This is a genomic window from Nitrosomonas oligotropha (assembly GCF_900106555.1).
In the GTDB taxonomy this organism is placed as follows: domain Bacteria; phylum Pseudomonadota; class Gammaproteobacteria; order Burkholderiales; family Nitrosomonadaceae; genus Nitrosomonas; species Nitrosomonas oligotropha_A.
Genome location: NZ_FNOE01000001.1, coordinates 128,243 through 148,283, shown reverse-complemented (window position 1 = coordinate 148,283; position 20,041 = coordinate 128,243). Strand labels below are relative to the sequence as shown.

Here is a 20,041-nt window from a genome sequence, read left to right as displayed (position 1 = left end):
GATGATGCTTAATTTTTCCTTACGCCACAAAACCCCGGTTATTCTGCAAACCGAAGCGGCAGAATGCGGTTTGTCGTGCTTGGCGATGATTGCCAGTTATCATGGCCATCGCATCGATCTGGCTACTTTGCGAACACGCTATCCCATCTCGTTACGCGGATCGACACTCGCCGATTTGATGAAAATTGCCGGTCAACTCAAACTCACACCGCGCCCCTTGCGGCTGGATCTTGTACATTTGCCGGAACTGAAGCTGCCTTGCGTGTTGCACTGGGACTTCAGTCATTTTGTGGTATTGACTCGTGTTCAAGGAGACCGGGTCACACTGCACGATCCGGCCGCAGGCGAACGTGTATTGGCGTTAGCCGAATTCTCCAAGCATTTCACCGGGGTTGCGTTAGAGCTGATGCCGGCCAGCGAATTCACGCCGCGCGACGATACGCGCAAGGTAAAACTGACCACGTTGATCGGCCGTTTGCAAGGATTGAGCGGGACGGTTACCCAGATCCTGGTGCTCGCGCTGGTATTACAGCTTTTTGCTATCCTCGCGCCCTTCTATATGCAGTGGATTGTCGATCAGGCACTGGTGGCACAAGATTATGATCTCATCACCGTGCTGGGAATTGGATTTCTGTTGTTCGCCATAGTGCAAGCGGGTGTGACAGCATTGCGCGCCTGGGTGCTGATGGTGCTTGGAACAATGCTCAATTTGCAGATGATCACGAACCTGTTTCGTCATTTGATCCGCCTGCCCATGAGCTGGTTTGACAAGCGTCACGTCGGCGATATCGTGTCGCGTTTCGATTCGCTCAATGTCATACAACGTACCCTGACAACCGGATTTCTGGAAGCGTTGATCGACGGTGTGATGGCCATGGTCACGCTCGGCATGATGCTTTTTTACAGTATCAAACTGGCATTGATCGCACTGATTGCCGCTGTGGTTTATGCCTTGCTGCGGTTTGCGTTATACCGTCCGTTTCGTCTTGCCACGGAAGAACATATTGTCCGCAGCGCTAAACAACAAAGTCATTTTCTTGAGACGATCCGCGGCATGCAGAGCATTAAGCTGCACGCGCATGAATCGCCGCGTACGGCAGCGTGGCAAAATCTGACGGTCGATCAGTTTAATGCCAGCATCCGGACCCAGCGCCTGGGTATTTTGTATCAGGGACTCAATGGCTTGCTGTTTGGTGTGGAAAATGTGATTGCCATTTGGTTCGGCGCCATGCTGGTGCTGGATACCGCGAACGGCAGCGGTTTTTCGATCGGAATGCTGTTTGCTTTCATCGCGTATAAAACCCAATTTGTGCAGCGTGTCGCGGGCTTGATTGAAAAGGGCCTGGAATTGCGCATGCTAGGGTTGCACACGGAACGTGCCGGTGATATTGCGCTCACGCCCACGGAACCGCCTGATGAATCGGGAGGTATCACGGCGCCGCTTGCCGGACGGATCGAAGTAAAACATCTGGCCTTTCGTCATGCGGAAACCGATCCGCTGGTGCTGCACGATGTCAGCTTCGATATCCAACCGGGTGAGTCGGTCGCCATCGTAGGCCCGTCGGGTTGCGGTAAAACGACTTTGGTTAAACTGATGCTGGGACTCTTGCAGCCGAGCGGCGGAAGTATCGAAGTGGATGGTGCCCCGCTGGGCCGTTTTGGGATTGAACGGTACCGCAATGCGGTCGCCAGCGTCATGCAGGACGATCAATTGTTCGCCGGTTCCATCGCGGAAAACATCTGTTTTTTCGATGCGCAAGCGGATTACGGCCGTATCGAAGCAAGCGCGCGGCTGGCATCGATCCATGACGACATTACCGCGATGCCGATGCAATACAATACATTAGTCGGCGATATGGGCGCGGTTTTGTCAGGTGGACAGAAACAGCGGCTATTGCTGGCCCGGGCGCTTTACCGCCAGCCCAGTATTCTTTTCCTTGACGAAGCCACCAGTCATCTCGATATCGCGCGTGAGCACAGCGTCAACGAAGCGATTCGTGCGCTGAAACTGACGCGCATCATCGTTGCGCATCGTCCCGAAACCATCGCCAGTGCGGATAGAGTCATTGTGTTGGAGGGTGGAAAGATTATCAGCGATATGCCGGGCCAAACGTCCGCGCAAATACTGGAACTCGATCCCACCGCGCATTCCCCGGCAGAACTGCCGGTTGCCGTTGCAGGTTAAAAGCCGGGTTAGGGCGATTCCTTGATTTGTTCCAGTTGTTGTTCGTGACACGCCGCAAGCAGCGGTGCAATGGGTCCGTGACCCGGAATATCGTAATCCGGCGCAATCTCAAACAACGGTTTTAACACAAAGGCACGTTGCGTCATGCGCGGGTGAGGGATGGTCAGGTGGGTATCCTGGTATTGCAGCGCATCATACAATAGAACGTCGAGATCAAGCGTTCGCGGCGCGTTGAGCGATTCGCGTATGCGCCCGTGGCATTGCTCGATGGCCAGCAACGCATTGAGCAGATCGTGTGGCGCAAGCTGGGTTTCAATCAAGGCCACTGCGTTGATAAAATCAGGCTGATCCAGTCTTCCCACCGGAGCGCTTCGATACAGCGATGAGCAGCTGATCAAGCGGGTGCCGGGCAGTCGTTTCAATTCGTCAAATGCCTGTTGGATCTGAAAAACCGGGTTTTCCAGATTGCTGCCCAAAGCGATGAAGGCCTGGCTCGGTTTTTTATGCATGCGAGGAGTGTATTAAGAGCTTTCTTGATCCGTTGCGTTGCCGGACGGAGCAGCGGAACTGGAAGAAGATTTTTTGCGGCTGCGTCTTTTCCGGGGTTTTTTACCGGATGTTTGCGTGGGCAGCATTTTTTCCCGTTCTTCACTATCTACGGACAGGAAAGTTTTCCACCATTCGCCCAGCTCCGCGCCCAATTCACCGCTTTCGCAGCGCAGTTGCATGAAATCGTAAGCTGCACGAAAACGCGGATGGGCGAGTAAACGGAACGGTTGACGGCCGCTACGCGCTTCAAAGCGTGGTTGCATCGACCATATTTCCTGTATCACCGCGTCAAAGCGACGGGGAATCGCCAGGTTCTTGTGTTGCCGTGCAAGAATTTGATCCATCGCCTTAAATAAAGCGGGCATCGGTTTTTCGCCGGATGCTTTCAAGGTGTTCCAGTTTGCCAGCACTTCGTGCCACAACAATATGGCAAACAGAAATCCGGGTGACACGGGTTTGTTTTGCCGGACCCGTTCGTCGGTATTCTTCAGTGCGATGGTGATAAAACGCTCACCGAGCGGTTGTTCCAGGATCACATCGAGCATCGGCAGAAGACCGTGATGCAACCCGCGCGCGCGCAATTCGACCACGCAAGACAACGAGTGTCCCGACAGTAACAGCTTCAGCATTTCATCAAACAAGCGCGATGGCGGAACATTTTGCAGCAATGGCGCCAGATCACCGATCGGTTTGGCGGTTTCCGCGTCGATTTGCATATCCAGTTTCGACCCTAGCCGCACTGCGCGCAACATCCGCACCGGGTCTTCGCGGTAACGCTGCTCCGGATCGCCGATAATGCGCAGCTTTTTGGCTTTAATGTCGTCAAAGCCGCTCAGATAATCCAGAATTTCTTCCTTGATCGGATCGTAAAACAGTGCGTTGACGGTGAAATCGCGGCGTACCGCATCTTCTTCCTGACTGCCGAAAACATTATCCTGCAACAGGCGGCCATGCTGGTCGGTTAACGGGACTGCTGCGGAATCTGCCTCATCGTCCGGTGATGGTCCGCGGAAAGTCGACACTTCGACCGTTTCCATACCGCACATCACATGAACCAGGCGAAAACGGCGCCCGATGATGCGTGAACGGCGAAATAGCTTATGGATTTCTTCCGGGGTTGCGTTGGTTGCGACATCGAAGTCTTTCGGTGTCAATCCCAGCAGCAAGTCACGTACCGCCCCCCCGACGATATAGGCGGAAAATCCGCCCTGTTGCAGGGTAGTGGCGACTTTTAACGCGCACGGATTAATCTGGTTACGCCGGATGCCGTGGCGCTTGTTTGGAATGATACTCAGCGTTGCGATCGATTCGGCAGCGGGCGCTTTACGGTTGAATACCTTGCAGAGAAATTTACGGATCATTGCTAAACGTAAAGTATCAAGCGCTCATTGTGTTTTTGCATGATGGCTACAATTCAATTCGGGTCAATCTCATTAAAATTTTGTGAAGCTGGCCGGTAAGCCGGGTTCTGTCGTGGACAGTCATTCCTCTAGACGCACGGTTACCCGTGCATTCAAGCAACCTACCCGCAGGCTCTGCGAGCAACATCATCGCCTGCCTATTTGGTCTTGCTCCGGATGGAGGTTACCGCGTTTCACCGTAACTGAATACGCTCGTCTCTGTGGCCCTGTTCCTCGCCTCACGGCGGACGGCCGTTAACCGTCATCCTGCTCTATGGAGCCCGGACTTTCCTCCCCCTGCGTTCAAAAAGAACGGCAGGCGGCGACTGTCTGGCCAGCTTCGGCGGTTATTCTATCACTAGCGGGATTGGCCGTTGGAAGATTGTCCGTTACTTGATCAACATGGCGTTAATTTGTATTAACGCATCTTCGTCCAATTCACCGGCTTCCGCGCTCAGGCGCAAGCGGGACATCAGGTAGCTGTGGTAGGCCTTGGCCAGATCGCGCTTGGCGGCATATAGTTGCTGCTGGGCATTGAGCACGTCGACTTCGGTTCTGACCCCGACTTGCTGGCCGAGAATGGTCGAATCCAATTGGCTTTGGCTGGAAACCAAGGCTTGCTTGAGTGCTTTGACCTGTGCAATACCATTGGTTACGTTCAGATACTGCTGACGCGTTTGTATCGTGATGTTGCGCCGGGTGTTTTCCAGATCGTGCAAGACTTTATTTTGCAGCGCCATCGCCTCGCGTACCTGGGATTGCACCGAAAAGCCCTGGAATAAGGGGACATTGAGCTGTAAACCGATGGATTGCGAAGTGAGATCGATGCCGCGTCCGGTAACCGCCGCGCCGACGCCGATTTGATTGCTGTATTGCGCCACCAGATCCAATGTCGGGTAATGTTGCGCCCAGATTCTTTTTACGTTTTGATGCGCCGATTCATACGCGGCTTGCTGTGCTTTCAAGGTAAAGTTTTTTTCTTCCGCGGTGCGCACCCATTCATCCATGCTGCCGTATTTCAAAGTGGCCAAGTTGTTGGCGATTTCCCTAGCGCCGGAGAGATTCTCCGGGAGACGGTCGATAATGCCTTGCAACGCGCGCTTTTTGATTTCCAATGCGTTGCGCGCGGCGATTTCCTGCGACAACGTCAAGTCATAACGCGCTTGCGCTTCATTGGTATCGACGATGGTCGAAACGCCCACTTCAAAATTACGCCTGGCTTGTTCGAGTTGTCTCAGGATGGCATTTTTCTGCGTTTCGATGACTTCGACATCGATTTGCGCATCCAGTACGTCGAAATATGCTTGCGCTACGCGCAAAATGAGGTCTTGCCCGGCTGTGATGAATTGTGACTCCGCTTTGCTGACTTCGATTTTTGCCTGCTGGTAAATGACGATATTTTGCATGCGGAAAATCGGCTGCGTTGCGGAGATCGTAATCCCGCCGCTTTGAACGATATTGGCGCCGGGATTGATGGCCAGCCCGGTTGTCGAATTGACGATTTTGCCAGCATCGACTTCCTGCACTTGGCGTGTGCCCGACAAGGTGATATTCGGTAAAAAACCGGCCCTGCCTTGCGGTATTTTTTCCTGAGCCGCTTCATAGGCGGCCCGCGCAGACTTGAACTGGGCGTCTTGTGTTAATGCTTCCTGATAAATATTCATCAGGTCGGCGGCTTGCAGCGTGGCATGCGATAGCATCCCGATGCAGGCAACCCAAACGAATGGCATAAATTTCATAGCGATTTCCGGCAATTGCCCGGAGCCGGTGATACTTCAGCTATAGGTTGATTGCTGTGGCCAATGACGCGCGTCAATGCTGTGATACTCAAAAGCTGAACCTTACGGGTTGCTGGGCATTCACGAGTGCTACCGTGCTGGTTTCAAATAATTGTTCGGTGGTGAATTCACCGGGAGCCACGCAGGTAATCAATAATGCTTCCATGACGGGATCTTCGCCGACAATCGCAAACAAACGTCCGCCGGGATTCAGACTGTTTTGAAAAGCAGCCGGTAACACCGGGGTCGATGCGGTTAACACAATCACATCGTACGGTTCATGCTTGGACCAGCCGCGCGCGGCATCGCCTTGTTCGACGGTGACATTGGTGATGTTGTGCGCTTTCAGATTGTTTTCCGCCATCGCTTTCAGTTCGGGTATGATTTCGACGCTGTACACATGCGCGCCTCTGTCCGCTAGTAACGCTGTCATGTAGCCGCTGCCGCTGCCCACTTCGAGAATTTTATCTGTCTTCTGAACGTGAAGTTCCTGCAGAATGCGCGCTTCCATTTTCGGCGTCAGCATGACTTGGCCGTAACCGAGCGGAATTTCCATATCGACAAAAGCGGCGGCACGATTTTCCGCCGGAACGAATTCTTCACGTTTTACTTTATATAGCAGATCCAGCACGTTATCATCCAATACATACCATGTGCGAATTTGCTGCGCTACCATGTTAAACCGGGTTTGTTCAAGGTCCATTTCTATTCCGTATTCTTAAATTGACATAAGACTTGCAATTATTTCACATTTCCATTAGCTTCACAGCATCAGCTAGGGGTCCGTTTTCAGAATTGTCTGATATTTGGTGAGAAAGTCCCTTATTACCTGACGCGGATAATGCCGCCGTAGGGAAGCTGGGATTCATCCTCCCGCTCTTTATGGCATTTCTATTAAGGAGCATTTTATGAGCATTACAGTTTTAAATCAGAAAAGTTTTTCCAGTTCCACAGCCGAAGTCGACGCCGCCGCCATCAAGCCGCTGCCGAATTCGCGCAAAATCTACGTGCAGGGTTCGCGTGCCGATATTCAAGTGCCGCTGCGCGAAATCCAGCAGAGCGACACAACCACGAGCATGGGCGGGGAAAAAAATCCGCCGATCTGGGTTTACGATACTTCCGGTCCCTATACCGACCCGGCAGTAAAAATCGATATCCGTTCCGGATTACCGGCACTACGGGAAAAATGGATTGCCGAGCGTGATGATACCGAAATCCTGGCAAGTCATAACTCCGCTTACAGCCAAGCCCGTTTGAATGATCCGAAACTGGCGGATATGCGCTTTAATTTGCAGCGCCAGCCGCGCCGCGCCAAGACGGGACTGAATGTCTCGCAAATGCATTATGCCCGCCGCGGCATCATCACACCGGAAATGGAGTATATCGCCATTCGCGAGAATCAGCGCGCGGAAGCGTTCAGCGCGCAGCATCATGATTTATTGACGCGCCAGCATCCCGGGCAGGATTTCGGCGCGTCGCTGCCGAAAACGATCACCCCGGAATTCGTGCGCGATGAAGTGGCGCGCGGGCGCGCCATCATCCCGGCGAATATCAATCATCCCGAATCCGAACCGATGATCATCGGGCGTAATTTCCTGGTGAAAATCAATGCTAATATCGGTAATTCCGCATTGGGATCGAGCATCCAGGAAGAAGTGGAAAAAATGACTTGGGCGATCCGCTGGGGCGGCGATACCGTGATGGATTTGTCCACCGGCAAGAACATTCACGAAACGCGTGAATGGATCATCCGCAACAGCCCGGTGCCGATCGGCACGGTGCCAATTTATCAGGCGCTGGAAAAAGTCGATGGCAAGTCCGAAGAGCTGACTTGGGAAATTTTCCGCGACACGCTGATCGAACAAGCTGAGCAGGGCGTGGATTATTTCACGATTCATGCCGGTGTGCGTCTGGCGTATGTGCCGATGACCGCGAAACGTATGACCGGCATCGTGTCGCGCGGCGGCTCGATCATGGCGAAATGGTGTCTGGCGCATCATAAGGAAAGCTTCCTGTACACGCATTTCGAGGAAATTTGCGAGATCATGAAAGCGTACGACGTCAGTTTTTCGCTCGGTGATGGGCTGCGTCCTGGTTCTATTTATGACGCCAACGACGAAGCGCAGTTTGCCGAACTGAAAACGCTCGGTGAATTAACGAAAATTGCTTGGAAACACGACGTGCAAACCATGATCGAAGGCCCTGGCCATGTGCCGATGCATCTGATCAAGGAAAACATGGAATTGCAGTTGAAACATTGCGATGAAGCGCCTTTTTATACCTTGGGACCACTGACCACCGATATTGCGCCAGGTTACGATCACATCACCTCCGCCATCGGCGCGGCGATGATCGGCTGGTATGGCACGGCGATGCTGTGTTACGTAACACCGAAGGAGCATCTCGGTTTGCCGGACAAAGACGACGTCAAGGATGGCATCATCACGTACAAGATCGCAGCACATGCCGCAGATCTGGCGAAAGGCCATCCCGGTGCGCAAATCCGCGATAATGCCTTATCCAAAGCGCGCTTCGAATTCCGCTGGGAGGATCAGTTCAACCTCAGTCTCGATCCCGATAAGGCGCAGCAATTCCACGATGAAACCCTGCCGCAGGATGGCGCCAAAGTTGCGCATTTCTGTTCGATGTGCGGCCCGCATTTCTGTTCGATGAAAATCACTCAGGACGTGCGTGACTACGCGGCTAACCAAGGTGTCGCCGAGGATGAAGCCTTGAAACTGGGAATGGCTCAAAAATCGGCGGAATTCAAGGAAAAGGGCGCTGAGATTTACAGTAAGCTGTGATTTTCAATTTTATGAAGGCATAACAAAAACGCTTATGGATTTAGCCTTATTGCTAAAAGCGTTGATCCTGGGCGTTGTTGAGGGATTGACCGAATTCCTGCCGGTTTCATCGACCGGTCATTTGATCTTGATCGGCGATTTGCTCGACTTCACCGGCGAACGCGCCAAGGTGTTCACTATTGCGATCCAATTGGGCGCGATTTTGGCGGTTTGCTGGGAATATCGCGCTAAGGTGATCGAAGTGGTTCGTGGTATTGGCCGCAGTGCGGCGGCGAACCGCTTCGTCATCAACCTGATGATCGCATTCCTGCCGGCTGCGGTGATGGGATTGTTGTTCATCAAAACTATCAAATATTATTTGTTTCACCCCATTCCGGTGGCTACCGCTTTGATTGTCGGCGGTTTGCTGATTTTATGGGCGGAGCGCAGAGAACATGTCATTGAAGTCGAGCAAGTCGATGACATGGATTGGAAGCATGCGCTAAAAGTCGGCTTGGCGCAGTGTTTGGCGCTGATTCCCGGCACTTCGCGCTCCGGCGCCACAATTATCGGCGGCTTATTTTTCGGTCTGTCGCGCAAAGCGGCTGCGGAGTTTTCTTTTTTCCTGGCGATTCCCACTATGTTCGCCGCCACTTTTTACGATCTCTATAAAAACCGTGAACTGCTGGATTGGAATGATTTAACGCTGATCGCAGCAGGTTTCGCTGCCGCCTTCTTCAGTGCTTTACTGGCCGTACGCGCTTTGCTGCGGTTTGTCAGCAATCACGACTTCACCATTTTTGCCTGGTACCGGATTGTGTTTGGCATTGTGATACTGGTGACGGGGTATACCGGTGTGATTGGCTGGTCGGAGATGTGAGTGAAAAATTAATCCTATAAAAATAGACGATTAAGTTTTTTTATTTTCTCTGATCGAGCATCAACGTGTTTGACCGCCAGTTCGACTTTCAGTACAGTCGCAAGGGGAATTTTTTCCCTATAACTTGGAGGGACAAATCATGAATATTAATAAATTAATTTTAGGCTTCTTTGTTTTTTTCAGCGCAACATTACCGGTAGCGGCGCACGAGGCGAAATACGCCGCGCCTTTGCTCGGTAGCAGTGAAGCGCCTGCAAATGGGTCACCTGCCACCGGTTCGGTGCTGGTTACGATCGATTTCGACTTAGTGACGATGCGGGTCGAAGCCAATTTCAGCGATCTGCTGGGAACTGTGACTGCAGCGCATATCCACTGCTGCACGGATCCGGGAACCAATGTCGGTGTTGCAACGCAAACCCCATCTTTCTTTGGCTTTCCTCTGGGGGTGACAGCCGGTACGTACGATCATACTTTCGATATGGCGCTGTCTTCCAGTTATAACGCAGCATTTATCACAAATCACGGCGGCTCGGTGAGCACAGCTTTCAACGATTTGGTCGCAGGTCTTGATACCGGAAAAGCTTATTTCAATCTTCACACGAGTGTATTCACGGGCGGCGAGATACGGGGATTATTGAGCCCGGTGCCGGAGCCTGAAAGCTATGCGTTATTGCTGGCCGGTCTTGGAGTTTTAACACTATTCGCGCGCCGTAACAAGCGTGAAACTGCTCACGGTTGAGTGGTTTTTGACGGAAGCCAATTCGGCTTTTCTTAATAGAAAAAAGCTACCCAAAACTAGTATAAATATACTAGTAAACTAGGAAGATAATCCATTGCGTAAAATTGCTCCCACCGATATTGTCATTAAAAATTGTCTGGTTATTGGCATTTTTTATAAAAGAAATATCGGGAGCGACTTTTATATAGTTAGCTCAAAGAGGAAATTTGAACACTACGTGGATGGAATCTAAAGCAGGATTCGTCCGAATTGGATCAATGACAAAAAGGAATAATAAAATGAATAAAATACGATTTACGGCGCTATTCGCGCTAACTGCCTTTATCGGCACATCAGCTGTAGCTGCGCCGGTGCTGTTTGGGCCCTCTTCTTATCTATCGGATGCTGATATTCCCGCCGGTTTTTATCAGGGTGGCGCACCGGCATTTCTGGATAACTTTGAGGATGGTCCCGGCATTGGCGGTGGCTTGACGGCTAGCGCTGGTTCCCGGATTGGAGTGGGAGTATTTGACGGCATCCGTGATTCAGTCGATGGCGATGACGGTGCTATTGATGGATCAGGCGTAACTGGTTCAAGCTGGTTCAACGGCGCAGGTGTTGTGCAATTCACCTACACAGGTAGCGATCTGCCGACGGCCTTTGGATTGGTGTGGACTGACGGTGGTGGCTCCATTACATTCGAAGCCTTTGATGGTAGCGACACGTTGCTGCTTTCACAGACTTTCAGTGGCATACCTGACGGTAGCTTTGGTGGTGGAACCGCAGAAGACCGCTTTTTCGGCCTAACGTTCGATGGCGGTATTAAGTCGATCTTTATTTCGAACAGCGGTGGCGGCATTGAAGTGGATCATGTGCAATACGGCACCATGTTTGCCGCACCGATACCAGAACCCGATACCTGGGCGTTATTGATAGCTGGTTTGGGGTTGATTGGTGTTGCTGTACGCCGACGCAGTTGAGTCTTTAAGCTTCAAACTGTTACTATCAGCCGCCTGCCGGATTAAAGGCAGCGCGGCAGTATTGCTAAAATCACCGTTTTCTTAATTCTTAACTTTGCACCCACGGCAAACCGGCGGCCTTCCAACCGGAAGCCTTGCCGCGCTGACCGTTTTCATCGCGATCGCCTTCAAAACCTTCCAGGATGTTGTAGCATTCAGCAAAATCCATGTCCGTTGCCATCGCGGCTGCTTGGTTTGAACGCGCGCCGCTGCGGCAGATAAACAGCACCGGCAGTGTTTTATCGGTTTGCTGTATGAGCTGATCCAGGAAGTTTGGATTGGGTTGCATATTGGGATACGAGCGCAATTCGATTTCCGTTGCACCGGGAATGCGTCCGACCCAATCCAGTTCGGCGCGCGAGCGCACATCCACCAATTGTGCTTGCGTATGTTCCTGTAACACACGGTAAGCTTCCATCGGCAGTAATGCGCCTTTGTAGGGAAGCCCCAATTCTTGCGCGCGTTGTTGCGCTTTTTCCAGTATTGCTACGGTAGTTTCCATAAATGATCCTAGCGATGTTATTAAAAATGATCGATTGATTACCTTTATAATAGCGGTAACGCCCACTTTTCATTCCTCGAATTTCCAATATTATAGCGCTTCATGGAAAAAATCCGCTTATCCAAACTGATGTCCGAGCAAGGTATCTGTTCGCGCCGTGAAGCGGACCGGTACATCGAGCTGGGTTGGGTATTTGTTGACGGCGAACGGATTTCCGAGCTCGGCACTAAAATTTTTCCAACGCAAAAAATCACCCTGAACAAAGCCGCGCAAGCGCAACAAACCCAGCAGGTGACGATATTGCTCAACAAGCCGGTCGGTTATGTATCCGGGCAACCGGAACCGGGTTATCAACCCGCCGTGGTATTGATCAAGCCTGAAAATCAGTTCATTCCGAAGCAACCGGTGCAACCCGCTAAAAGATTTCAGCCTGCGCACCTGAAAAACCTCGCACCTGCGGGGCGGCTAGATATTGATTCGCAAGGCTTACTGGTGCTGACACAGGACGGCCGCATCGCCAAGCAGTTGATCGGTGAAGAATCCCGTATTGAAAAGGAATATCTGGTGAGGGTCGAGGGTGGTTTGCCACCGGCCAAACTGGCATTGTTGAATCATGGTTTGAGCTTGGACGGTAAAGCTTTAAAACCGGCGCAAGTGAGCTGGCAAAATCAGGATCAACTGCGCTTTATCCTGCACGAAGGCAAAAAGCGCCAGATCCGCCGCATGTGCGAGCTGGTTGGTCTGAAAGTGACCGGTTTGAAGCGGGTGCGCATCGGCAAAGTCAAACTGGGCAACCTGCCCGAAGGCCAGTGGCGCTATCTGGAGGATGGCGAGAAGTTTTGATGGTGTTTCCTGATTGAGGCTGTTTATGCATCAACACCTGCACGTTGTGCTTAAAATTCCTGCGCATCAATTGCTGTACTACTACGAAGGTGCAGTGGATACCGTGGCGGCCGAGGCAATCGATGGCCGCATCGTTCATTTTCCGGCCAATGTATTGCGCTCCGTAGTACGGAACAACGGGGTGTACGGCACGTTTGAATTGGTTTTCGACGAAAACAATAAGTTTGTATCAATCAAGCGCATGGGCAGTTGAGCAAATCCCTTCCATTTGGCTATCATTGCCGCGAGACGTGCGCTAAACTCACCGTCTATTCGTTTCTTAATTTTTTTCATATCAAACAAAGATTAAACCCATGGCTCAATATGTAATGTCGATGCTCCGCGTGAGCAAAATCGTTCCACCCAAACGTCAGATTATCAAGGATATATCGCTCAGCTTTTTTCCCGGCGCAAAAATCGGCCTGCTCGGTTTGAATGGCTCCGGCAAATCGACCGTGCTGCGCATCATGGCCGGTGCGGATAAGGAATTTGACGGCGAAGTGCAGCGCCTGCCGAACATCCGCATCGGCTATCTGCCGCAGGAGCCGCAGCTGAATCCCGAGCACACCGTGCGCCAGGAAGTCGAGGAAGGCATGGGCGAGGTGATGCAGGCGCAGAAGAAGCTGGAAGATGTCTATGCGGCGTACGCCGAGGAAGGCGCCGATTTCGATGCGCTGGCGGAAGAACAAGCGCGCTTGGAGGCGATCATCGCCACTGCGGGTAGCGATACCGAGCACCAGATGGAAATCGCCGCCGATGCGCTGCGCCTGCCGCCGTGGGATGCGGCGATCAGCCACCTATCCGGCGGGGAAAAACGCCGCGTCGCGTTATGCAAATTGCTGCTGGAAAAGCCGGACATGTTGCTGCTTGACGAGCCGACCAACCATCTGGATGCGGAATCGGTCGAATGGCTCGAGCAATTTCTGGTGCGTTTTCCCGGTACCGTCGTCGCGGTGACGCATGACCGCTACTTCCTCGACAACGCTGCCGAATGGATTCTCGAGCTCGATCGTGGCCACGGTATCCCGTGGAAGGGCAATTACTCCAGCTGGCTGGAGCAGAAAGAAGCGCGCCTGGAGCAGGAGCAGAAGCAAGTCGATGCGCATATGAAGTCGATGAAACAAGAATTGGAATGGGTGCGGCAAAATCCCAAAGGTCGTCAGGCCAAATCCAAGGCGCGTCTGGCTCGTTTTGAAGAACTCAATTCGCAGGAATACCAAAAGCGCAACGAAACGCAGGAAATTTTCATTCCGGTCGGCGAGCGCCTCGGTAACGAAGTCATCGAGTTCAACGGTGTGTCGAAATCCTACGGCGACCGTCTGCTGATCGACAATCTGAGCTTCAAAATCCCGCCGGGCGCGATCGTTGGTATCATCGGTCCGAACGGCGCGGGTAAATCGACGCTGTTCAAACTGATCACCGGTAAGGAACAACCCGATTCCGGCGAAGTGAAAATCGGTCACACCGTCAAGATAGCGCACGTCGATCAAGCGCGCGACTCACTGGAAAACGATAAAACCGTATTCGACGCCATTTCCGGCGGCAACGATCTGCTGGTGGTGGGCAAATACACCACCCCGGCACGCGCTTACCTCGGCCGTTTTAACTTCAAAGGCAGCGACCAGCAAAAAGTCATCGGCCAGCTCTCCGGTGGAGAACGCGGCCGCCTGCACCTGGCGCAAACGCTCATTTCCGGCGGCAACGTGCTGCTGCTCGACGAACCCTCCAACGACCTCGACGTGGAAACGCTGCGCGCATTGGAAGACGCCCTGCTCGAATTCGCCGGTTGCGTGCTCGTCATCTCACACGACCGTTGGTTCCTCGACCGCATCGCCACCCACATCCTCGCCGCCGAAGGCGAATCGCAATGGACCTTCTTCAACGGCAACTATCACGAATACGAAGCCGACAAGAAAAAACGCCTGGGCGAGGAAGGGGCGAAACCGAAACGGATACGGTATAAGCCGATTAGCCGGTGATTATAAAATTTTTACAGTGAAGAAAGAGGATGCCAACGATCAGCCAGTTTTTTGGAATCGTGATTCAAATGTTCTGGCGCGAACATTCGCCAACGCATTTTCATGCGCTATACGCGGAATATGAAGCATTAATTGATATAAGAACATTGGAGATCATTAAAGGTAATCTTCCAAAAAGGGCATTGGCAATGGTTCTGGAATGGGCAGTACAACATCGCACTGAATTGATGGAGGATTGGAAATTATGTCAACAGAAACAGCTACCCAAGAGCATCGCTCCTCTGGAATAAAGGCTGTAGCGCCATGGCGTATAAGTTCAGTGACTGTACTGCCTGATTATTGCCTTTCAGTCACTTGTAGCGATGGCACGGCTGGTACCGTCGATATGTCGCAGCTTATTTCCAGTGAGGAGGCGGGCATCTTTGCATCACTCAAAGATGAACAATTATTCAATCAGGTTCGTATAGAGTTAGGTGTGCTCACGTGGCCGAATGGTGCTGATCTTGATCCGGTATGGTTGCACGAGGAGATTGGGAAAGGTGGAACTTGGTGTGTTCCAAGATAATCACTTTTATTTCTTCTTGGCTATTACAAAAACAAAACAAAAAAGAATTCTAATCCTAAGAGGCGTAAGTACGGCAAGTGCAATCACCTAGAGATATTGCTCAATTCTTAGAAGAATATTGGCACAAAAAAATCGGTTTAATCAGTGCTGAAATTTTTTCTATATGTTCAGTATCTTTTCTTTTAATATCGGCTAATGCGGAGCTTACTTGGTGGATTTCAATACCAGTGATTAGCTTCGTTGTTTGGTTTTTATGGTTTTATACGACGAAACCGCCAGTTGTTCCAAAAAACAAAATCGGATTCTTGGTATGTATTACATGTTCGGATGAGAAAGAATTAAAATCGGTTACTGAGGATTTTATTATTCCGCTTAGACAGCTTATTAGAACCGGTACAAGCGGGAATTCTTTTCACTTTATCGAGATGCCTCAGCGATTGGCAAATCAAGTGATTGATGTAGATTCTGCCCTTGAAATGCGAGTTCGATGTAAAGCGCATTTTATGATTTATGGGCGCGTACGTCGAAAAATTATCAACAAGCAAGAGAACCACATTATTGAGTTAGAAGGGGCTGTAGCTCATCAGCCAGTGTCAGATGAAGTTCGTGAAAATTTGACCGCAGAATTCTCAGAACTTTTACCAAGAAACGTCCATATACCAATTGAGAACGATCTTTTTGCTTTTCAGTTTACCTCTGAATGGGCTGAGACTGTAGCTCGTTACATAATTGGCGTTGCCGCTGCCTACTCAGGGGATATTAATTATGCTGAAAATTTATATCAGGATGTTTTATCACGCCTTCAAGGCAAAGATCAAAATTTTCTTATTTATAGGAAACTAAAAGAACGTATTCCACATAGATTGGCAGAGCTATATGAAGCCATGGCCTCTACTTATTTTTCCAAATGGTCTGAAACGCGCAATTTTGATTATTTGACCGAAGTCGATGAGTGGCTTGATAAAATTGATGAAGTGGTAAAAGATAATAAAACGGTTTTATTTCTGAGAGCAATTACTACATTTTTAACTACTCGCTCTGTTGAAAAAGCTATCGACATGTTAAAAAGAGTGAAGGAAAGTGATAATCAAATTTGGCAGTGTAATATGGCTTTCTTATACGCGTATAAAGGGGATTTAAAAAAAGTCATTCAACATTATCGCTATGCTGAGCAGTGTGATTATCAGCAAGAAAAATTATTTCAAATTGAAGATTTCATTCACTGGTTAATTGAACAAGAGCCTACTAAATATCAACTATATTATTGTCTTGGTTTTATAAATATGGGAATCAAAGGCGATCAGATTTTGGCGGTAGAAAACTTTAAGAAATTTTTAGAAATGTGCGATGAATCTGAATATGTTAAAGAAAAGGATTTAGCTCAAAATTGGGTGAGAGAATTGCCTGTTTAAAATACTTTTATAAATAGTATTTCTATGAATACAATTAATTACTCAACCATCTGCACCAATTTAGCCCAAACAATGAAACGGGTTTGCAACGATCATGTGTCTGTCATTATTACCTGGAAAGAGGGAGCGCCAGTTGTTCTGATCTCTCTCGAAGATTATCAGGCGTTGGAAGCTGGAAAAGGCGCCGTGCGATAACAGATTGAAAAAATTGAACGACATCCAGCAACTCACCGAGACGTTACGCAAATTCCGCGATGAGCGCGATTGGGCGCAGTTTCATAACGCCAAGGATCTGGCGATGGCGCTGAACATCGAGGCGGCTGAGCTGCTCGAGGTTTTTTTGTGGAAAGCACCGGAGCAGGCGGATATCGATAGTGTCAAGGAAGAGCTGGCTGATGTGATCGCGTTTGCGTTGCTGCTGGCCGACAAATACGATCTCGACGTGAAGCAGATCGTACTGGAAAAAATGGCGAAAAATGCGCTGAAGTATCCGGTCGAGAAATCCAAAGGCAGTGCGAAAAAGTACACTGAGTTATAGCAATTCCCCGGCTACTTTATTGCTAGCCGCCATAATGACGTGAGTTCCGCAGCCCGGGCGCTGTGCAGCGGATCGCTGGTATCCGAAACGCGTGGATGGTGCGGTTTAATATCAGTGCGTCCTAGCACTTTCAAGCCCGCCGCATCGATCATGTGCAGCAATTCTTCGCGCGTGCGCAATCCCAAATGTTCGGCAAAATCCGACAGAATCAGCCAGCCTTCGCCATCCGGCAGCAAATGATCGCGCAAACCTTGTAGAAATCCGCGCAGCATGCGGCTTTCCGGGTCGAAAATGGCATGCTCGAGCGGTGAGCTGGGGCGCGCCGGGATCCACGGCGGATTGCAGACGATCAGCGCCGCTTGTCCTTGCGGAAAAAGATCGGTTTGCACTAACTCGACATGATCGATCAGATTCAAGCGTGTTAAATTGTCGCGTGCGCATTGTAATGCGCGTGGGTCTTGATCGGTCGCGGTAATGTGTTGCACGCCGCGCAATGCCAATGCGGCGGCCAATACGCCGGTGCCGGTGCCGATGTCGAAGGCGATGGACTGTGTGGCTAGCAGTTTGGGTAGCGGTGCTTGAGTGACCAATTTGACATATTCGTTGCGGATCGGTGCAAATACGCCGTAATGCGGGTGTATCGTCATACCCAGCGCGGCAATTTCAATCCCTTTCTTACGCCATTCGTAAGCGCCGATCAATCCCAACAGCTCGCGCAGCGAGGCAATATACGCTCCGGTGCAAGCGCCATAGGCTTCGAGGCAAGCGGCATGCACATCCGGTGCGCGGCGTAGCGGGATACTGTGATCTGCATTAAAAGGAATCAATAATTTTTCCAGCGTGCGTGCGCGTTGTGATTGCACCAGACGGTGCCGGTGAAATGCTTCGGCGGGCGATACAATGGCTTGCTGCTTGGGCTTCTCCGGCTTTTTTTTATCCACACGCCGCGCCAATGCTTGCAACAGTTGGCGCGCATTTTGGAAATCACCGCGCCATAACAACGCCGTTCCTTCACAAGCCAGACGATAAGCAGTATCGGCAGGCATGCGGTCGTCAATAACCTGCACCCGTTTAGGCGGCGGCAAATCCTTTTCCGAACACCAGCGTGCTGATTTTTCTTCGTCCGCTTCATGCCAGCGGATGACGGGATAATCACACATTGTGAGAATTGCAGCAGGATAATAGGGCCACGGAATAGAAGTATAAATGCATGGGAAGTATGAGAAATTTATTAATTATAGTTGAGATTTTAAGTTCAACCCATATTATACTCATCATAAGTTTAAGTTCTGGATTTATGGCAGTATCCTTCATCCGCTTACCTTGATTGTCATGCGATAGTCGCTATGACAGACCGTTAACCCTCCTGGATTTTTATGTCTTTCTCAAATTTCGGCTTGTCCGATGAAATTATCCGTGCCGTCACTGAACGCGGCTATACGGTTCCTACCCCCATTCAAACACAAGCCATTCCAGCCGTATTGGCTGGCGGTGATTTATTGGCCGGTGCACAAACCGGCACCGGAAAGACTGCTGGTTTTACTTTACCCATTTTGCATCGTCTTTCCGACAAAAGTATCAAAGGACCATCCAGCGGGCGGCCACCGATACGAGCGCTGATTCTTGTGCCGACGCGTGAACTGGCCGCGCAGGTGGAAGAGAGTGTGCGTGATTATGGCAAATACCTGAAATTAAGCTCGATGATCATGATCGGCGGCGTGAATATTAATCCGCAAATCACGCGCCTGAAAAGCCGTGTGGATATATTGGTCGCCACGCCGGGACGGTTACTCGATCATGTGCAGCAAAAAACGCTGAATCTGTCGCAGGTTGAGATTCTCGTGCTGGATGAAGCCGATCGCATGTTGGACATGGGATTTATCCGCGATATTAAAAAAATTCTCGCACTACTGCCCAAGCAGCGGCAGAATTTATTATTCTCGGCCACTTTCTCGGATGAAATCCAGGCACTGGCGGATAATTTACTCAACAAGCCGGTAATGATTGAGGTTGCGCGCCGTAATGCGACTGCTGACAAGGTCACGCACGTGGTGCATCCCGTAGATCGTGACCGCAAAAAAGAGCTACTTGCGCATTTGATTAAACAACATCGCTGGTCGCAAGTGCTGGTATTTACTCGCACCAAACATGGTGCTAATAAACTAACTGAATTTTTGGCAGCAAACGGCATTTCAGCGCTTGCCATTCATGGAAACAAAAGCCAGTCGGCGCGTACTCAGGCTTTGGCAAAATTCAAGGCGGGTAGCCTGCAAGTGCTGGCGGCCACCGATATTGCCGCGCGCGGCATTGATATCAGTGAGCTGCCGCACGTTGTTAACTTTGAATTACCCAATGTGGCTGAGGATTATGTGCACCGAATCGGCCGCACAGGCCGTGCCGGTGCGGAAGGCGATGCGGTGTCGCTGGTGTGTGTCGATGAAACTAAGTTACTCACAGCAATCGAAAGATTGATCAAGCGTGAGTTACCCAGTCAAGTAATTGCCGGTTTTGAACCGGATCCACGCATTAAAGCCGAGCCGATAAAAAATGGCCGTGGCGGCGAGCCGCGTGGTGCGCCATCTTCACGAAACGCACCGCGTAGCGCACCAAAAAATGCTCCAAGCAAAAAACCAGCCGCTAAGAAACCTGCTGGGTTGGGTGGCTCTGCGCATCCGGCGGCCAATCGGCCATCCGCTCAGCGCCGTGCTGGGGGTGGAGGACGGGGACGTCATGGCAATGTTTAGCAGGCGCCGTTGAAAAACTATTTGCGTTGCCGCTGTGGTGTTAAAACAGGCTGAAAATGCTCATTTATTAAGCAGAAACTGCGCTATCGCCTGTTTCTGCCTTGCAT

At 50.8% G+C, this 20,041-nt stretch carries 20 protein-coding genes, 1 other RNA gene and 1 riboswitch; of the genes, 14 read left to right on the top strand and 7 right to left on the bottom strand.

The window, feature by feature from the left end; genetic code table 11:
* Position 1 precedes the first annotated feature (1 nt).
* The gene (locus BLU57_RS00730) at positions 2-2,185 is read left to right on the top strand and encodes a peptidase domain-containing ABC transporter (RefSeq protein WP_090315000.1); all 2,184 of its coding nucleotides are present in this window, start codon (positions 2-4) and stop codon (positions 2,183-2,185) included.
* An 8-nt stretch (positions 2,186-2,193) separates the two neighbouring features.
* On the opposite strand, the gene folK is transcribed toward BLU57_RS00730, so the two are convergent.
* From folK to BLU57_RS00705, 5 genes are all read right to left on the bottom strand, one after another.
* Positions 2,194-2,694, bottom strand: a complete 501-nt coding sequence (gene folK / locus BLU57_RS00725) for a 2-amino-4-hydroxy-6-hydroxymethyldihydropteridine diphosphokinase (RefSeq protein WP_090314998.1) — start codon at positions 2,692-2,694, stop codon at positions 2,194-2,196.
* Positions 2,695-2,706: 12 nt separating this feature from the next.
* Positions 2,707-4,095: a polynucleotide adenylyltransferase PcnB gene (pcnB, locus tag BLU57_RS00720; RefSeq protein ID WP_090314996.1), complete on the bottom strand. Its 1,389-nt coding sequence runs from the start codon at positions 4,093-4,095 to the stop codon at positions 2,707-2,709.
* Between the two features lie 80 nt (positions 4,096-4,175).
* Positions 4,176-4,476, bottom strand: an RNA gene (gene rnpB, locus BLU57_RS00715) — RNase P RNA component class A.
* Between the two features lie 47 nt (positions 4,477-4,523).
* Positions 4,524-5,873: a TolC family outer membrane protein gene (locus tag BLU57_RS00710; RefSeq protein WP_090314994.1), complete on the bottom strand. Its 1,350-nt coding sequence runs from the start codon at positions 5,871-5,873 to the stop codon at positions 4,524-4,526.
* Between the two features lie 88 nt (positions 5,874-5,961).
* Complete coding sequence (locus tag BLU57_RS00705; protein ID WP_090314990.1) at positions 5,962-6,615, bottom strand: protein-L-isoaspartate O-methyltransferase family protein; 654 nt, start codon at positions 6,613-6,615, stop codon at positions 5,962-5,964.
* Positions 6,616-6,679: 64 nt separating this feature from the next.
* Positions 6,680-6,785, top strand: a riboswitch (TPP riboswitch).
* A 35-nt stretch (positions 6,786-6,820) separates the two neighbouring features.
* On the opposite strand from BLU57_RS00705, the gene thiC reads away from it, so the two are divergent.
* The 4 genes from thiC (at position 6,821) to BLU57_RS00685 (ending at position 11,273) form a co-directional block, all read left to right on the top strand.
* The gene (gene thiC / locus BLU57_RS00700) at positions 6,821-8,716 is read left to right on the top strand and encodes a phosphomethylpyrimidine synthase ThiC (protein ID WP_090314986.1); all 1,896 of its coding nucleotides are present in this window, start codon (positions 6,821-6,823) and stop codon (positions 8,714-8,716) included.
* Between the two features lie 34 nt (positions 8,717-8,750).
* On the top strand, positions 8,751-9,575 hold the full coding sequence (locus tag BLU57_RS00695) for an undecaprenyl-diphosphate phosphatase (RefSeq protein ID WP_090314984.1): 825 nt from the start codon (positions 8,751-8,753) through the stop codon (positions 9,573-9,575).
* A gap of 139 nt (positions 9,576-9,714) precedes the next feature.
* Positions 9,715-10,314, top strand: coding sequence for a CHRD domain-containing protein (locus BLU57_RS00690; RefSeq protein ID WP_090314981.1), 600 nt, complete (start codon positions 9,715-9,717; stop codon positions 10,312-10,314).
* A gap of 278 nt (positions 10,315-10,592) precedes the next feature.
* Positions 10,593-11,273, top strand: a complete 681-nt coding sequence (locus BLU57_RS00685) for a PEPxxWA-CTERM sorting domain-containing protein (protein ID WP_176776334.1) — start codon at positions 10,593-10,595, stop codon at positions 11,271-11,273.
* Positions 11,274-11,361: 88 nt separating this feature from the next.
* Here the strand turns inward: BLU57_RS00685 and BLU57_RS00680 are convergent, their stop codons facing one another.
* Positions 11,362-11,814, bottom strand: coding sequence for a rhodanese-like domain-containing protein (locus BLU57_RS00680; protein ID WP_090314976.1), 453 nt, complete (start codon positions 11,812-11,814; stop codon positions 11,362-11,364).
* 102 nt (positions 11,815-11,916) lie between these two features.
* Between BLU57_RS00680 and BLU57_RS00675 the strand changes: the two genes are divergently transcribed.
* The 8 genes from BLU57_RS00675 to BLU57_RS00640 all read left to right on the top strand — a co-directional run bounded on the left by BLU57_RS00675 (position 11,917) and on the right by BLU57_RS00640 (position 17,190).
* A complete protein-coding gene (locus tag BLU57_RS00675; RefSeq protein WP_090314974.1) occupies positions 11,917-12,657 on the top strand; it encodes a pseudouridine synthase in 741 nt (246 codons plus the stop codon).
* 25 nt (positions 12,658-12,682) lie between these two features.
* The gene (locus tag BLU57_RS00670) at positions 12,683-12,910 is read left to right on the top strand and encodes a DUF2835 domain-containing protein (RefSeq protein ID WP_090314972.1); all 228 of its coding nucleotides are present in this window, start codon (positions 12,683-12,685) and stop codon (positions 12,908-12,910) included.
* 100 nt (positions 12,911-13,010) lie between these two features.
* Positions 13,011-14,675, top strand: coding sequence for an energy-dependent translational throttle protein EttA (gene ettA, locus BLU57_RS00665; RefSeq protein WP_090314970.1), 1,665 nt, complete (start codon positions 13,011-13,013; stop codon positions 14,673-14,675).
* A gap of 29 nt (positions 14,676-14,704) precedes the next feature.
* Positions 14,705-14,965, top strand: coding sequence for a DUF4160 domain-containing protein (locus BLU57_RS00660; protein ID WP_090314968.1), 261 nt, complete (start codon positions 14,705-14,707; stop codon positions 14,963-14,965).
* Complete coding sequence (locus tag BLU57_RS00655; protein ID WP_256206038.1) at positions 14,920-15,240, top strand: DUF2442 domain-containing protein; 321 nt, start codon at positions 14,920-14,922, stop codon at positions 15,238-15,240. Before BLU57_RS00660 ends, BLU57_RS00655 begins: the two co-directional genes overlap by 46 nt.
* 77 nt (positions 15,241-15,317) lie before the next feature.
* A complete protein-coding gene (locus tag BLU57_RS00650) occupies positions 15,318-16,652 on the top strand; it encodes a tetratricopeptide repeat protein (RefSeq protein WP_090314966.1) in 1,335 nt (444 codons plus the stop codon).
* 24 nt (positions 16,653-16,676) lie between these two features.
* Positions 16,677-16,847, top strand: a complete 171-nt coding sequence (locus tag BLU57_RS16795; RefSeq protein WP_090314964.1) for a type II toxin-antitoxin system Phd/YefM family antitoxin — start codon at positions 16,677-16,679, stop codon at positions 16,845-16,847.
* Positions 16,848-16,851: 4 nt separating this feature from the next.
* Positions 16,852-17,190: a nucleotide pyrophosphohydrolase gene (locus tag BLU57_RS00640; protein WP_256206039.1), complete on the top strand. Its 339-nt coding sequence runs from the start codon at positions 16,852-16,854 to the stop codon at positions 17,188-17,190.
* A gap of 11 nt (positions 17,191-17,201) precedes the next feature.
* Here the strand turns inward: BLU57_RS00640 and BLU57_RS00635 are convergent, their stop codons facing one another.
* Positions 17,202-18,350 (bottom strand): methyltransferase, encoded by a 1,149-nt coding sequence (locus tag BLU57_RS00635; RefSeq protein WP_090314961.1) that lies wholly within the window; start codon positions 18,348-18,350, stop codon positions 17,202-17,204.
* Between the two features lie 216 nt (positions 18,351-18,566).
* On the opposite strand from BLU57_RS00635, the gene BLU57_RS00630 reads away from it, so the two are divergent.
* Positions 18,567-19,934: a DEAD/DEAH box helicase gene (locus tag BLU57_RS00630; protein WP_090314959.1), complete on the top strand. Its 1,368-nt coding sequence runs from the start codon at positions 18,567-18,569 to the stop codon at positions 19,932-19,934.
* The last annotated feature ends 107 nt before the right edge of the window (positions 19,935-20,041 follow it).